The sequence below is a fragment of the Hymenobacter endophyticus genome (assembly GCF_032464715.1).
In the GTDB taxonomy this organism is placed as follows: Bacteria; Bacteroidota; Bacteroidia; order Cytophagales; family Hymenobacteraceae; genus Hymenobacter; species Hymenobacter endophyticus.
On the sequence record NZ_JAWDJT010000001.1, the window covers coordinates 434,026 to 448,327 of the forward strand.

7 protein-coding genes are annotated in these 14,302 nt (G+C 62.6%); 3 read left to right on the forward strand and 4 right to left on the reverse strand.

What is annotated here, in order from left to right:
* Nucleotides 1-14: 14 nt before the first annotated feature.
* From dgt to ROI90_RS01810, 4 genes are all read right to left on the reverse strand, one after another.
* Nucleotides 15-1,439 (reverse strand): dGTP triphosphohydrolase, encoded by a 1,425-nt coding sequence (gene dgt, locus ROI90_RS01795; protein WP_315996626.1) that lies wholly within the window; start codon nt 1,437-1,439, stop codon nt 15-17.
* 143 nt (nt 1,440-1,582) lie between these two features.
* Nucleotides 1,583-2,281, reverse strand: a complete 699-nt coding sequence (locus ROI90_RS01800) for a DUF1361 domain-containing protein (RefSeq protein ID WP_315996627.1) — start codon at nt 2,279-2,281, stop codon at nt 1,583-1,585.
* Between the two features lie 309 nt (nt 2,282-2,590).
* A complete protein-coding gene (locus ROI90_RS01805; RefSeq protein ID WP_315996628.1) occupies nt 2,591-3,232 on the reverse strand; it encodes a response regulator transcription factor in 642 nt (213 codons plus the stop codon).
* Nucleotides 3,229-9,222: a PAS domain-containing protein gene (locus ROI90_RS01810; RefSeq protein ID WP_315996629.1), complete on the reverse strand. Its 5,994-nt coding sequence runs from the start codon at nt 9,220-9,222 to the stop codon at nt 3,229-3,231. The genes ROI90_RS01805 and ROI90_RS01810 overlap by 4 nt, the downstream gene beginning before the upstream one ends.
* 542 nt (nt 9,223-9,764) lie before the next feature.
* Between ROI90_RS01810 and ROI90_RS01815 the strand changes: the two genes are divergently transcribed.
* From ROI90_RS01815 to ROI90_RS01825, 3 genes are all read left to right on the forward strand, one after another.
* Nucleotides 9,765-11,693 carry an ABC transporter substrate-binding protein gene (locus ROI90_RS01815; RefSeq protein ID WP_315996630.1) on the forward strand — a complete coding sequence of 643 codons (1,929 nt, stop codon included), beginning with the start codon at nt 9,765-9,767 and terminating at the stop codon, nt 11,691-11,693.
* Nucleotides 11,694-11,843: 150 nt separating this feature from the next.
* A complete protein-coding gene (hemL, locus tag ROI90_RS01820) occupies nt 11,844-13,166 on the forward strand; it encodes a glutamate-1-semialdehyde 2,1-aminomutase (RefSeq protein ID WP_315996631.1) in 1,323 nt (440 codons plus the stop codon).
* A 206-nt stretch (nt 13,167-13,372) separates the two neighbouring features.
* The gene (locus tag ROI90_RS01825; RefSeq protein ID WP_315996632.1) at nt 13,373-14,212 is read left to right on the forward strand and encodes a hypothetical protein; all 840 of its coding nucleotides are present in this window, start codon (nt 13,373-13,375) and stop codon (nt 14,210-14,212) included.
* Nucleotides 14,213-14,302: the final 90 nt, after the last annotated feature.

Below are 14,302 nucleotides of genomic sequence, written 5' to 3' on the forward strand. Positions count from 1 at the left end.
CGCTGGTGCACCGCTTAGCGAGTAGCCGGCAAGGCAATGCCCCGGATGGAGCGGTACAGGCCCAACGCGTTCTGGTCGGTGAGGCCGCCGATGAAATCAGTTAGTAGCACGATTTGCTCGTAGGCGGTGGCCTCCTGCTGGGGCCCCACAGCCCGGAACTGCTCGGGCAAGAGCTGCACCAGCTTGCGGGAATGGGCACTGCTTTGGGGGTCGAAGGTGGCGTGCAGAAACGCATCCAGCAGCCCGGCCAGCACCTCAAACCCGGCGGCTTCGGTTTCCAGCACGGGGCGGCTGTGGTAGAGGTGCTTTTCGGTGAGGCGGTTCATTTCGGCCAGCTGGGGCCAGCTTTCCAGCTGCTGCACCAGGGGTTCATCGTAACGCCCCTGCAGCAAGCCCTCCGCGCGGTCGGCAAACAGGCGGGCAGTTTGCTGCACCAGCCGGTTGATGAGGCGGGCCCGCAGGTAGCCCAGCTCCTCCCGCCAGTCGCGCCACTCCACCGAGGCCTGCCGGCCGGGCACGTCGCTGAGCATGTCCCGCAGCAGGGCCAGGCCTTCCTGGCAGGGTATCAGCCCCAGCTTCAGCCCATCTTCAAAGTCGATGATGCGGTAGCACAGGTCGTCGGCAGCTTCCACCAGAAAGGCCAGCGGGTGCCGGTAATACCCGCCGCTTTCCTCGCTGGGTTCCGCCGTTTTGGCCAGCAGCCCCAGCTCCCGGGCTACTTCCTGAAAGCGGGGCCCTTCAGTCTGAAAATAGCCGTGTTTCTTCTCACTAATACCGCTGGCCCGGTCGGCTTCGGGCACCAACGATGGGCGCGGATATTTTGTAAAGGCCCCGAGCGTAGCATAGGTAAGTCCCAACCCGGCCGAGCCGCTGCTGTGGGCCGCGTAGGTATGCGTAAGCAGCCGAAACCCGGCGGCATTGCCCTCAAACTGCTGCAAATCGGCGCGCTGGGCGGCCGTGAGCATACGCACAAACGGCTCAGCGGCGGCTGAGCGGAAATAGGCGGAAATAGCATCCTCGCCGGCGTGCCCGAAAGGTGGGTTGCCAATATCATGGGCTAAACAGGCCGCAGCCACAATGTCGCCAAAATCAGCATCCAAATGAGGCAGCTCCTTGGCTAGTCCCTCCGTTTCTTCCAGCAGCAACCGGCCGCCCAACCGGCCCAGGGAGCGGCCCACGCAAGCCGTTTCCAAGGAGTGGGTGAGGCGGGTGTGCACAAAGTCGGTAGCGGGGAGGGGCATGATTTGGGTGCGGAGTTGCAGCCGCCGAAACGCCGAGCTGAACACCACCCGGTCGTAGTCCTGCACGAAGGCCCCGCGTACGGGTGGGGCATCCGTTACAACGTGCAGCTGGGGCTGCTCGGGGTAGCGGCGGCGGCTTAGCAGGCGCGGCCAGCTCATGGCCGAGGTAGCGGACGAATCGATTTGCAGGTGCATCATGGAGAAGGCAAGGTACTACGCTCCTTGCTTATTCGGGCAACTGGTCACTACGGTTCCGGGGGCTGGCGCGCAGGCGGCGCGGGCATGCGGGCTACCGGGTTATCAGCTCGTTCGTCAAGTCAGGTCAGGCTTGGTTTACTTGGCTATTCCTCCGCGTTTGCCGCCTCGTTCAGGCGGCCCAGCAGGCGCACCGTGGCGTAGCCCAGCAGCAGAAACACACCGTAGAGCAAGGTAACACCCCAGGTGTCGCGGTGGCTGGCCGGATGCAGCAGGCGGGTTGCAATGTCATAAAACAGGCTGGCCGGGTTGGTGAGAATATCCCAGCTGTTGAAGCGCAGGTAGCGGCCCAGGTAAATTCCGAAGCTACTAAGCAACAGGGCTACCGTGGCAAACCCCCACCCTATCAGCTGACCCAGGCGGCGCGCTACCAGCTGCTGCATATCTACCAGGGAGGCGTAGCCCAGCATCAGCCCGTTCCAGGCGCAGCTCAGTATCAGGGCCAGGTCATACCAGTAGGGCACGCCGGCCCGGGGCTCCAGGTGAAACAAATCGGTGAGAATGTAGGGTGCATTCGGGAAGAACAGCAGCCACGTGGCCCCTACTGGCAGCAGCACCCGCGCCTTGAGCCGCCCGGCCGAGAGGCCCAGCATGGTACTGAGCCCAAACGGAATAAGGGCCAGAAATAAATTCCAGAGCAGAAATACAAAGGAAATTTTGTGCGTCAGGAATACCCGGAACACTACCAGCACTACGCTTAGGGCCAAAGATGCCCCCAGAACAAGTAGCAGATGCAGGCGCTGCCGCAGCTGCGGCACGGAATACGTAGTAATAGATAGGGCCATGGGAAGTAAGTTCGGAATTTTCAGCGGCCGTGGTAACGCGCAATCCGGCGCGGTAGTATCCGGCTGGAAAACGGGGCGACCTGCCCACCGCCTAGCATTCCGGCCGCATGCCCGAGGAGGTGGCCGTGCCTGCTGTCAGAGGTAGCAGCAAGGTTTCACCCAACACGCCGGCCAAGTGCCGGTGCCATCTTGTTACGCATACCGTATCCACGGCGCGCTGATGCCGTTAGCCAAAGCAAACGGGCATTTACCTGAGCAAGATAGCACTGCTTCCAGTTATCTGACTGTGAAGGTCCAAGGGCAGGCAGCTCAGGCTAGCCACCCCCTGCTAACGGCGGTTTTCACCAGAGCCGCCGTGTTTTTGGCCCCGGTTTTCTCCATGATATTCTGGCGGTGGGTTTCCACGGTGCGGGGGCTGGTAAAAAGCTTGTCGGCAATCTGGGCGGTGGTCAGGCCATCGGCCACCAGGCGCAGAATTTCCTGCTCACGGGCCGAGAGCCCACTTGTAGGTTTGGCCGGAGGCTCCGGCGTACTCACCAGCACTTTATCCAGCATGCTCAGACCCAGCTCGGAGCACAGAAAGCGCCGGCCGGCGGCCACGGTCTGCACGCCCACAAGTATTTCGTTGTGGCCCGCATTTTTGAGCACGTAGCCGCTGGCCCCGGCCGCTAATGCCTGCCCGATGGCCCGCTCATTATCCACCATGGATAATACTAGCACCCGTACATCGGGGTATTCGGCGTGCAGACGTATGGTAGTAGCCAGTCCATCAAGGCCTGGCATATGCAGGTCCAGCAGCACCACGTCGCAGGGGGTAGTGGGCAGCTGGGCAAGCAGCTGTTCACCGTCTTCGGCTTCGCCAACCACCTGCACAGTAGCTTCCTGCTGAAAGAGGGCGCGCAGCCCGTGACGAAGTACGGTGTGGTCATCGACCAGGAAGATGCGGGTCATGCGGCAGGGATAAGGGGAAGAGGAATACGAATACGCACGTACGCTCCCCCGGCAGAGGGGGAGCCTATTTCGAGCTGCCCCTCGAGCAGGGCCACCCGGTCGCGAATACTGCGCAGACCTAAGCCGGGTTTTTTGCTTGCGTCCACCGCGAAGCCTGCCCCGTTGTCTTCTATCCGCAGCAGCACCCAACCGGGCATAGTTTCCAGCTCCAAGGTAGCCTCGGTGGCGCCTTTGGCGTGCTTGATGGTGTTCAGAGCCAGCTCCTGGGCTATGCGGTAGAGGGCCAGCTGCAGGGAGGGCGAAAGGGGGGCAACGGCCTCATCCAGGTCTACGTGGCTGCGCAGGTGCAGTTTCGGGGAGCTCATTTTGGTGCAGATATCTAGCAGGGCGGCCAGCCCAAACTCTTCCAGCACCAGCGACACCAGCTCGTGGGAGAGGGAGCGGGTCTGGCGAATAGCTTCGGCCAGGAGCTGGCCTGCCTCCTGCCGAACGGCCAGCAGAACGGGGTCGGTACCCAGGGCCGGGGCGTGCAGGCGGTCAAGGCGCAGCTTAGTAGCGTATAAAATCTGGTCAATGCCGTTGTGCAAGCCCTCGGCAATGCGCTTACGCTCGGCCTCCTGCGCTTCCTGCACGGCCTCGAACAGGGCCTGCTGCTGAACTAGACGCAGCCGCAGGTTGTCGGCTTCCAGGCGCTGCAACTCGCTAATATCCAAGTCCACACCCAACACCCGCTCGGGCTGGCCGGCCTCATTGCGCAGCACCACGGCTTTCAGGCGCACGGTTTTTATCTGTTCGCCCACCCGCAGGCGAAGGATTTGCTCCGCATTTTTGCCGCTGGTCAACTGGTGCACCAGCTGTTCGGCGCGGGGTCGGTCGTCCTTCACAACCAATTGCAGGTACACGTCCGGGCTCACGGGCTGCCCCTGGGGCAGGTTCACGAGGTGGTACATACCATCGGACCAGCGCATGTGGCCGGTGGCTAGGTCATAATCCCAGGAGCCCAGGCCGGCCACGGCCTCGGCCTGCTCCAGCAAGCGCAGGTTTTTGAGACGCTCCTGCTCGGCCGCTTTGCGCTCGGTAATATCCAGATTGGTGGCCACCAGGCCGTCGCCCATTTTCACAAACTGGCAGGTGTACCACCGGTTGAAGCCTTCATAGTCATAGAAGTACTCCAGAGTCTGGGGCTCGTCGGTAGCCAAGGCGCGCAGCATCAGGTCGAAGATACCCACCTGCCGGATGCCGGGATATTCCTGGGCGTAGAGCTTACCCACCAAGTCGGTGCGGCCGGTTTCGCGTTCCAGCTCTTTGTTCACCAGGCCCAGACGAAAATCCTGTACCTGCCCAGCCTCGTCGCGCACGGCGTAGAGCACCGACATAGAAATCAGGCTGGTATCGAGCACTGATTGCAGCAGGTCGCGGCTATCCTGTAGCTGCTGGGTGCGCCGAGCCACGCGCTGCTCCAGCTGGGTGTTGAGCTCCGCCAATTGTACTTCGCTGGCGAGCAGGGCTTCCTCAGTCTGTTTACGGGCCGTAATATCGTAGCTCACCACCAGCACCGCCTCGGGCTGGCCGGCGGCCCCCAGCAGCGGCACCCCGCGTGAAATGAACGTCCGGCCGTGGGCCGTGTGCTCCAGCGAGAAGGCCTGCCCGGCCAGTGCCTGCCGGTAGTGGGCTTCGTATTTGGGCACCAGCGCGGGCGGCATGGCCTCGCTTATCGTGCGGCCCAGCAGGTCGGCGGGTGAGAGGCTGGCCGCATCGAGAGCCTCGCCGCCGGCCAGCTGGTAGCGCAGATCGGGCCCCACCACGAAGGCAGCCGCGCCGGGCAGGTTGGCAATCAGGGCCCGCAGACGCTGCTCGCTGGCGGCCAGGGCTTCTTCGGCGCGGGCGCGTTCCAGGGCCACCCAGATGCGTTCAGCCGCTTCACTCGTCAGCGCCAGCTCGGCGGCGGTCCAGCGGCGGGGGGTGGCCTGGTTGATGCACAGCAGCGCCGTAAAGCGGCCCCCTTTCACCAGCGGCACGCCAATAGCGGCGCGCAGGCCAAAGGCCGCGTAGGTGGCACGGTCGGCAGCGCTAAAGGAAGGGTCGGTTTCGCTGTCGGCCACGCTGGACATTTGCCCGGCCTGCCATTGCGGCAGGCGCTTGAGTTGGAACTCCAACAGCGGGTAGCTGCCGGTGGCGCCCGGCAGCCCGGCGGTATATTCTTCGCGGACGCTCCAGGAGATGCCGTCGGCCTGCACAGTGGCCAGGAAAACCCGGTCGGCGCCCAGGGTTTCGCCCAGCACCTGCAGGGCGGCGCGCTCCAGGGCCGCGCTATCAGCCCCCGGGCGCAGCACGTCGCTCAGCTTCAGCAGAAACTCCTGATGCTGCTCCCGGTGCTTACGTTCCGTGATGTCGGTAAAAACGGTGGATAGCAGCCGGCTGCCCGCGCCGCCCAGGCGGGAATACTGAGACGTAATCCAGCGGTTGGTATCGGAGTTGTACGCTTCAAAATTCTGCGTCTCGCCCCAGTTATACGCCCGGGTCATGGCCTCCAGCCACACCGGTGCCAGGTTAGGCACAATTTCACTGACCTTCTTCCCCTGCGCATTCTTAATGCCGGTGTGTTGTTCAAACGCCGCATTTACTTCCTGCAAAATCACGTCAATCACCTGGCCGCTTTCATCCACAACAAGCTCATGCAGGGAGAAGCCCTGGTCGATATTCTCGAAGATTCGGCGGTATTTTTCTTCGCTCACGCGTAGGGCTTCTTCGGTTTTCGCCCGCTCCACGGCGGCCCAGGTGCGCTCGGCGGTTTCCTCCACCAGCGCCACTTGCTGCGAAGTCCAGGCGTGGGGAGCGTTTTGGTTAACGACCAGCGTGGCGGCCAGACGGCCCTGCTTGAGCAGGGGCACCACCACGGCGGCCCGAATGTCGTGGCCGCGGTAGTCGGTGCGCTGCGCGTCGGGTAGGGTGGGGTCGGTGTCCACGTCGCGGCACACCCAGGTCTGGCCGTTCAGCAGCCAGGGCATGGGCCAATTACTTAGGGCGTAGCGGCGGGCATGGCTGGGGGCACCCGGCCGGTGCCAGTCGCGGGCCACTATGAACTCCTGGGTATTGTAGTTCAGGTCGACGTAATAGGCGCGGTCTACTCCTAGGTGCTTGCCAAGCAGCGCGGCCGCCGTAGCTTGGATGTCGCCCGGAGTGGTGAGCGGGCGCAGCGCGTCGCTTAGCAACAGCAAAAATTCCTGCTCCTGCTCACGGCGCTTGCGCTCAGTGATGTCGTTGAACACCACCGCTATGTACTTGTTGCTGCCAGCCAGCATCGTGAGGTAGGTATCAAACCAGCGGTCCACGTCCTGGGCGTAGTTGATGAGCCGCACGGGCTCACCGGTGCGGGCTACCTGCGCGTACACGTCCTTCCAGTGCTGCTCCAGGTGGGGCAGCACTTCCTTAACGGATTTGCCCACCACGTTGGTGAGGCCGCCCTGCCGCTCGTAGGACCGGTTCACCTGGCGGAAGATGATGTCCTCAATTTCCCCGTTGGCGTCGTACACCAGCTCTTCCAGGGCGAAGCCTTCGTCAATGGAGTCGAACAGGGTGCGGTATTTCTCTTCGGATTCGCGCAGGGCCTCTTCGGCGCGGGCGCGCTCAATGCGTGGGAAGACGCGGGCGGCCACGTCCTGCACCAGCGCCGTCTCGGCGTCCGTCCACGGCCGGGGCCGGCTGTCGGCCACGGCGAAGTAGGCCTTCCACTGCCCGCCCAAGCTGTAGGGCACGGCAATGCAGGCCGCAATCTGCGGGGCCACGGCCCCGGTTGCCAGTACCGCGCCCGTTTCACTGTCTGAAGGAAGCATGCCCGGCCCGTCGGCCACCACCGCCGGTGCCCCGCCCCGCATGCGGGCCACGGCGGACGGCGACAAGAAGCCCGCAATAGGATAGGTACCCTGGATGGAAGGCACGTTCTGGGCGTGCCAGAAGTGCCGCAGGGTAACTTCCGCCCGGGCTTCGTCCACGTCCACGAAATACCAGCAGTTGAGGTCTAAGTGCCTGGTAAGATGCGCGCCCACGGCGGCCAGCATTTCCTTCTCGCCGGCAAGCCGGTTCAGGTCTTCACTGATGGCCACGAGCAGGGCCGCAGTGGTTTCGCGGCGCTTACGCTCAGTAATGTCGTTGAAAAGTACCGCTACATTGTGGGTTTCGGGCGAACCCACCCGGAAGGCGTGCACGTCGAACCAGCGGCCCACCGCTGGCACGTAGTGCTCCACCCGCAGGGGCTCGCCGGTGCGGGCCACTTGGCCGTAGCTCTCAAACCAGAAGGGCTCCAAGTCGGGCAGCAGCTCGCGGGCGGTGCGACCATGCGCGCCCTCCGGCATGCCGGATTCTCGCACGAACACCGGATTTAACTCCTGGTAGCGGAAATCCACGGCTTGGTTGCCCGCCTCATCAAAGAGCACCTCCAGCACCGCGAAGCCCTGGTCCATACTCTGAAACAGGGCGTGATACTTGTCGGTGACGTGCTGCGCAAGCTTCTGCTGTAGCTGCAGAATCTGCTGCTGAGCCTGCTGGCGCTCGGTCACGTCTTCCCAGGTGTGCACCAGCCGCTCACCGTCGAGCGGGGTGTTGGTAATGGCAAACCACACCGGCCGGCCCCGAAAATCGGCCTCCCGCAGGTAGCTGTTGCGCTGGCCCGTGTCCAGGACGTGACAGAGCTGTTGTAGTTGCAGGCGGCCGTTCTCGCCGTGGTCGGTGAAGCGCCGGCCGGTAAAGTCCTCACCCAGCATGTCCCGGCTGGCCCGGTTGATGTACTCGTGCACAAAATCCACTACGTCGCCCGCTTCGTTGCGCACGGCCCGGTACACGGCCAGGCCGATGTGGGGGGCGTCGATGATATCTTGCAAAAGGGTTTTGCTTTCGCGCAGCTCCTGCTCCAGGCGCTTGCGGGCGCTAATGTCGTGGGTGGTGGTGGTCACCCCGTCATCCTGCTTCACAGTAGACTGGTAGAACCAGCCGTCGAACTGCTCGTGCACGTAGTGACGCTCGGTTTGGTTGGGCACGCCGGTTTTGAGCACGTGGCAGAAAGTATTGAAGATGCCTTCTGCCATCACGCCGGGGTTCCGCTCACACAGCCGCTGACCGAGTACGCTGCCGTACACCTGCTCGGCCGCGACGTTGTTGAGCACCCAGACGAAATCCACCACCGTGCCCTGCTCGTCGCGCACGGCCTGGAACACCTGCACCAAATCCAGGGAGCTGTCAATGGTGCGTTGCAGCAGCTGGTGGCTCTGATGCAGCGCCTGCTCAGCCTGCACCCGCTCAGTCACATCCTGCACTAGGCCGCGCAGCTGCCCGGCGGTGCCAGCCGCGTTGGTGCGCACTGCGCCGTGGGCCTCCAGGGTGCGCCACTGGCCGTCGGGGCGGCAGATACGGCGGCGGTAGGTGTAGGGCTGCCGAGTGCGAATGGCCTCGGCAAGTATCTGCTGAATGGCTGCCGCGTCGTCGGGGTGCGAGCGGGCCTCAATGACCTCTGGCGTGGGCACAAACGTCCGGGGCAGCTCGCCAAACAGCCGGTACATACCATCGGAGAAGTAGAGGCTGCCGGTAGTCAGATCGGCCTCGTAGGAGCCAGTGTGGGCCACGGCCTCCATGTCGAGCAGGAGTTCCACGTTACGCTGCCGGTCGGTTTCGGCCTGGTGGCGCAACGTGGCGTCTTCCCAGAATACCCACTGCTGTCCGGCCGGGGCAGGGCCAAGGCGCAAGCTCACCCATTGCTGCACATGGGGCAGCCAACTATCGTGGGGGGCCGCCGCAGCGGATTTCAGCAGCTGGTGCAGCGTGGCGGTCAGGGCCGACGGCAGCCCGACTTGGGTTAGCAGATTACCCAGCAGGGCCTCGGGTGCGGCTCCGCACCACTTGGCGGCCTGCTGGTTAATGCGCCGGATAACGTTGTGCTCATCCAGTACCAGCACCCCCCAGGGCAACGCATCAAGCAGGGCCGCGCAGTCTGACGGCACACTTTGCGGGGATGAATGGAACGGAAGTAGTGGGGTCGGGTTCATGCCAGGCAAGCGGGATTACTGGCTCCGCCACCCAAGTGTACGACTCTTTTACCGGCTCAGGTAAACGCCACAGCAGCAAGCTGAACCGTAGTGAATCCTTATGGCAGCACTGCCGCATCCTCCGGGGTGGGTGTTAACTGCAGTAGGGCCCTATGCCAGCCAGGGCACCGCGCAGTTGCCGCACAACCACGGCCGGTATCTGCAAAGCACTTCGGCGGATGGCGGGGAGCCGGCTGCGGGCGGCACGTCAGTCGGCTCCCCGCCACCCGGTCATCCTCCCCTACCCGCCGGCCTGGCGCTGGGCTTACGCGTTGTTCAGCCTTGCCCCCCCCCCCCCCCCCCCGCTGCGCACAAAATTCCTGCCCCGGATATGACTTTTGGATCTAACTTATACCCAAGGATGACCTTCCCGGTAGCAACTGCGTACCTTTGCCCCATAAGCGGTGCTGGTCACGGCCCCTTCATTTCTCCCGCCTATTCTCCTGGCCCCTCGGTATATGAGGTTATCGAATTTCCTGACAACTACAGCACTGTGGGCTAGCCTGGGGCTATTCAGCCCGGTGCTGGCCCAGCAAACAACTGCTAAAAAACCAACTACCCCGGCTACCGCTCCGGTTAAGCCGGCCGCTGCTGCCGCTAAGCCGGGCACCGCTACGCCTACCCCAATGGCCGGCACCAGCAAATCCGCTACAACTGCCCCTAAGCCCACGGCCGGCAAACCGGCTACCAAGCCAGCGGCCGCCCCAAAACCGGCCGCGCCCAAACCCAATGGCCCGCCCCTGCCCACCAACCTGGGTTCTTCGGACCCTAACATCCGCTACAAAAACGGAAAAATTCTGCTGGACCAGACCCGCTACGACCTGGCCATGCAGGAGCTGGAGCCCCTAACGGCCCCGGCTGCTCGGTTTGCCAAGGCACCGGAGGCGGCTTATTTGTACGCTGTGGCCGCTAGCCGAGCCAAAAAATGGCCGGAAGCGGAGCAGATGCTAAACCTGCTCCGCAACGAGTATCCGCAGTGGATAGGGCTACCCGAAGCCTTTTTCCTGCAAGGGCAACTGTCCTTTGAGCAGGGTGACTTTGATAATGCGCTGCGCGTACTGGCTCAGATTCCGGCGGGCCGCCTGGCCACCGAGCAGGCTAACATGAAGGCCCAGTACCTGCCCCGCATCAAGGACAAAGCCGCCTTCCAGAGCCTGCTGAAAACTTACCCCCAGGAGCCCGCCCTGGCCCGGGCCTACGCCGATAAGCTGGCCAATGGTGGCTGGTATACCGAGGCGGACAAGGACCAGTTGACCCAGCTAATTCAACAGTTTCAGCTGGAGCCGGCCCGCTATACTCCCCGCCCCCGTCCGGCCCGCAAAAGCACGTATAATATTGGCGTGTTGCTGCCCTTCGAGTTTGATGATACGAGTTGGGAAAAACGCCGCAAAAACCAGTTCGTGACGGACTTGTACGCGGGTCTGCGCCTGGCCCAGGACTCGTTGCAACGGGAGGGCCACCCGGTGCAGCTGTTCACATACGATACTGGTGCCGACACCCTACAGCTCAAGCAGGTACTGGCCCTGCCCGAGCTGGCGGGCATGGACCTCTTGATTGGGCCGGTGTACAAATCGGGCTCCAAAATTCTGGCCCGCTACGCCCAGCAGCACCAGATTGCCGTGGTCAACCCCCTCTCCCAGGATGGCGACCTGGTGCTGGACAACCCCTGGCACTACCTGTTCGAGCCCAGCACCGTTACTCAGGCCCGGCAGGCCGCGCAGTTTGCCGCCAGCCGCCTGGGCGGCCCGCGCACGGCCGTGGTGCTCTACGAGGATACCAAGGATGAAGCCGCTTTTGGCCAGGCCTACAAGCAAGCCTATGAGGCCCTGGGTGGCAAAGTATTGCAACTGCGCCGCATCAACTCCGATGTGCAGGAAAGCCTCTCCGCTGCTCTAGCCGATGTAGACCTGAAAACCATCGGGCATTTGGTGGTGGCTTCCGATGGCAAAGGCGCGGGGCCCTACGTACTCAGCGCCCTCAAATTGCAGGCAGCCCGCACGCCCCTCATCACCTACGCCTCCTGGCTAGATAATAACCGTATTGGCCTGGGCCAGCTGGATGCCCGCGACGTGTACTTTGTGAACCCTAAATTCCTGGACAAAACCAGCCCTGGCGTGCGCCGCTTCCGCCAGCTCTACACCCAGCGCCAGAACCTGCCGCCTTCCGTGTTTGCCTTCACCGGCTTCGAGCTGCTGTACTACTTCGGCAATGTGCTGCACCAGAATGGACCGGCCTTCCAGCAGCAGCTGGCCAATGGCGGCCCTGTGTCGGGCGCGGTATTTCAGGGCATCGGCTACCCCGGCGGCACCCACGACAACCAGTACGTGCCCCTTACCAAGCTGGAGCGCCTGGAAGTGGAAGTGCTGAACCCCGTGGGCATCCGGTAGGTTATCCGTGTGTCTCAGGGTTGAAACTCTGGGACACACTGTGTAAGTCCTGACATGCTCCGCTGACTAGCCCTAGGAAGCCCGGAACGTCGAACCACGCAGAATTTTTCAACAACGCGAAGCCTGATGCTTCTTGCTACCATCTTTTCCATGCCCTCATCCTCCTCCGCCCACGACCTAAACCTCTCCACCTCTGACGCGCTGTTCACCCGCGCCAAAAACCACATTCCGGGCGGAGTAAACTCGCCGGTGCGGGCCTTCCGGGCCGTGGGCGGGCATCCGGTATTTATGCAGTCGGCCAAGGGCGCTTGGCTCACCGACGTAGACGGCAACCGGTACCTAGATTTCATTAACTCCTGGGGGCCCATGATTTTGGGCCACGCCCCGGAAATTGTGCTGGAGGCTGTGCAGCAGGCCATCGGCAATTCCCTGTCGTTTGGGGCTCCTACCCGCCGCGAGGTCGAAATGGCTGAGCTTATCAAGCAGATGGTGCCCAGCATTGAGAAAGTACGGCTGGTGAACTCCGGCACCGAGGCTACTATGTCGGCCATTCGGGTGGCGCGGGGCTACACCGGCCGCAACAAAATCATCAAGTTTGAGGGCTGTTACCATGGCCACGGCGACTCTTTCCTGATTGCGGCCGGCTCCGGCGCCCTCACCCTCGGCGCCCCCGACTCGCCGGGCGTCACCCAGGGCGTGGCCCAAGATACCCTCACGGTGCCCTACAACGACCTGCCCGCCGTGGAGCGCATCATTGCCGCCAACGACGGCCAGGTGGCCGCCCTTATTCTGGAGCCGGTGGTGGGCAACATGGGCCTGGTGGCGCCCGCCGAAGGCTACCTGCAAGGCCTGCGCGACCTGTGCACCCGCCACGGCATCGTGCTGATTTTTGACGAGGTAATGACTGGTTTCCGCCTGGCCCGGGGCGGGGCCCAGGAACTCTACGGCATCACCCCCGACATGACCACGCTAGGGAAAATCATCGGGGGCGGGATGCCGGTGGGCGCCTACGGGGGCCGTCAGGATATTATGGACCAAGTGGCTCCGGCCGGCAAGGTGTACCAAGCGGGCACGCTCTCGGGCAACCCCATTGCTACGGCTGCCGGCATTGCCCAGCTCACCTACCTGCAGCAGCACCCCGAGCTCTACGAAGAGCTAAACCGCACCACCACCCGCATTGCCGACGGCACCCGCCAGATTTGCCGGGAGCTGGGCCTGAACTATACGGTAAACCAGGTGGGCTCCATGTTCAGCGTGTTCTTCACCAGCCAGCCCGTCACCGACTTGGAATCGGCCAAAGCATCCGACACGGAAGCCTTTGGGCGCTACTTCCAGGCCATGCTGCACCGGGGCATCTACCTCGCACCGGCCCAATACGAGGCCCTGTTCGTGAGCACCGCCATGACCGACGACCTAGTTGACCACTACCTCACTGCCTGCCGCGAATCCATGCGGGAAGCGCACGGACTATAAGGGTCGGGAGCAATAAATCAACTGAATACGAACCTGTCATCCTGAGCAGCGCCTAGGATCTTGTTATATCAGCACGAGTCGTTAGTACGATAATCGTTCGGGTGTAATAAGATCCTTCGCGCTGCTCAGGATGACAGGTTCTTAGTTATAATTTCTACTTCATCTCCCCTAACTGCCTACCTTTGCGCGAAATTTCTGCCGCCCGTATGTTTCGATTTCGCCAGCTGCTCCCGCTTTTTCTGTTGCTGTGGCTCGTAATGCCCGGCAGTCTGCGGGCCCAAACCGAAACGCCCGCCGCCGCCAATAAGCGCCTGTTCGACCGCACCGTGGACGAATTGAATTTCCGGACTATGGAAACGGTGTACGACAAGTCGTTTGCCCGGGGCAAGTTTCCGGCTTCGCTGCGCACCTCCAAGGCCCGGCGCGAATTTGACAACTTTCCCGGCCGCGACGACCTAAAAAAGCTGTTCCAGAACTACAACGGCATTTCTGACCGGTTTAAAAGCCGCTTCGGCAAGGGCCGCACCGATTTGGTGGAGTTCGAAAAGCAGCTGAATACCTTGCTGGTAGACCGCAACTTTGAGTTTTTTATCCGGGTGCTGCCACGCGATGAGCGGGTAGCCCTCATCCATAGCCTGCAACGGGTTATTAAGCAGGGCGCGGCGCAGTTCAATGCTTCCGAGGACCCCGCGCCCGAAGACCTGGCCGCCGACGGTGCCGCCGTGCCCCCCGCCGATGCCGATGCGTCAGCCAGCACCAGTACTGCCACCGAAGACTTACAGCCCCGGCCGGAGGTAGCGGCAGTGCCCGTTTCCGAGTATACCCCGCCCCGCTCCCTGGACGTAGCCCCCCGCCACGACTGGATGGACTACCTGAACCTGATGCTTTCCGGCGGGTCGTTTCTGCTACTGCTTTACCTGATTACCAGCGTACTGCCCGAGTTGCGCCAACGCCTTGATACCCTGGAGGAAACTGAAGACCAACCCACGCCTCGCCCGCGCCGCCGCGCTGCCCTCCCCGAAGACACCTACGAAGACGAGGAGTAACTTTTTCAATTAAAAATTGAGAATTAAAAATCAAAAGTGCTCCACCTGCTGCTGTTCAATGGTTGAGATGCGCCCCATTTTAAATTCTCA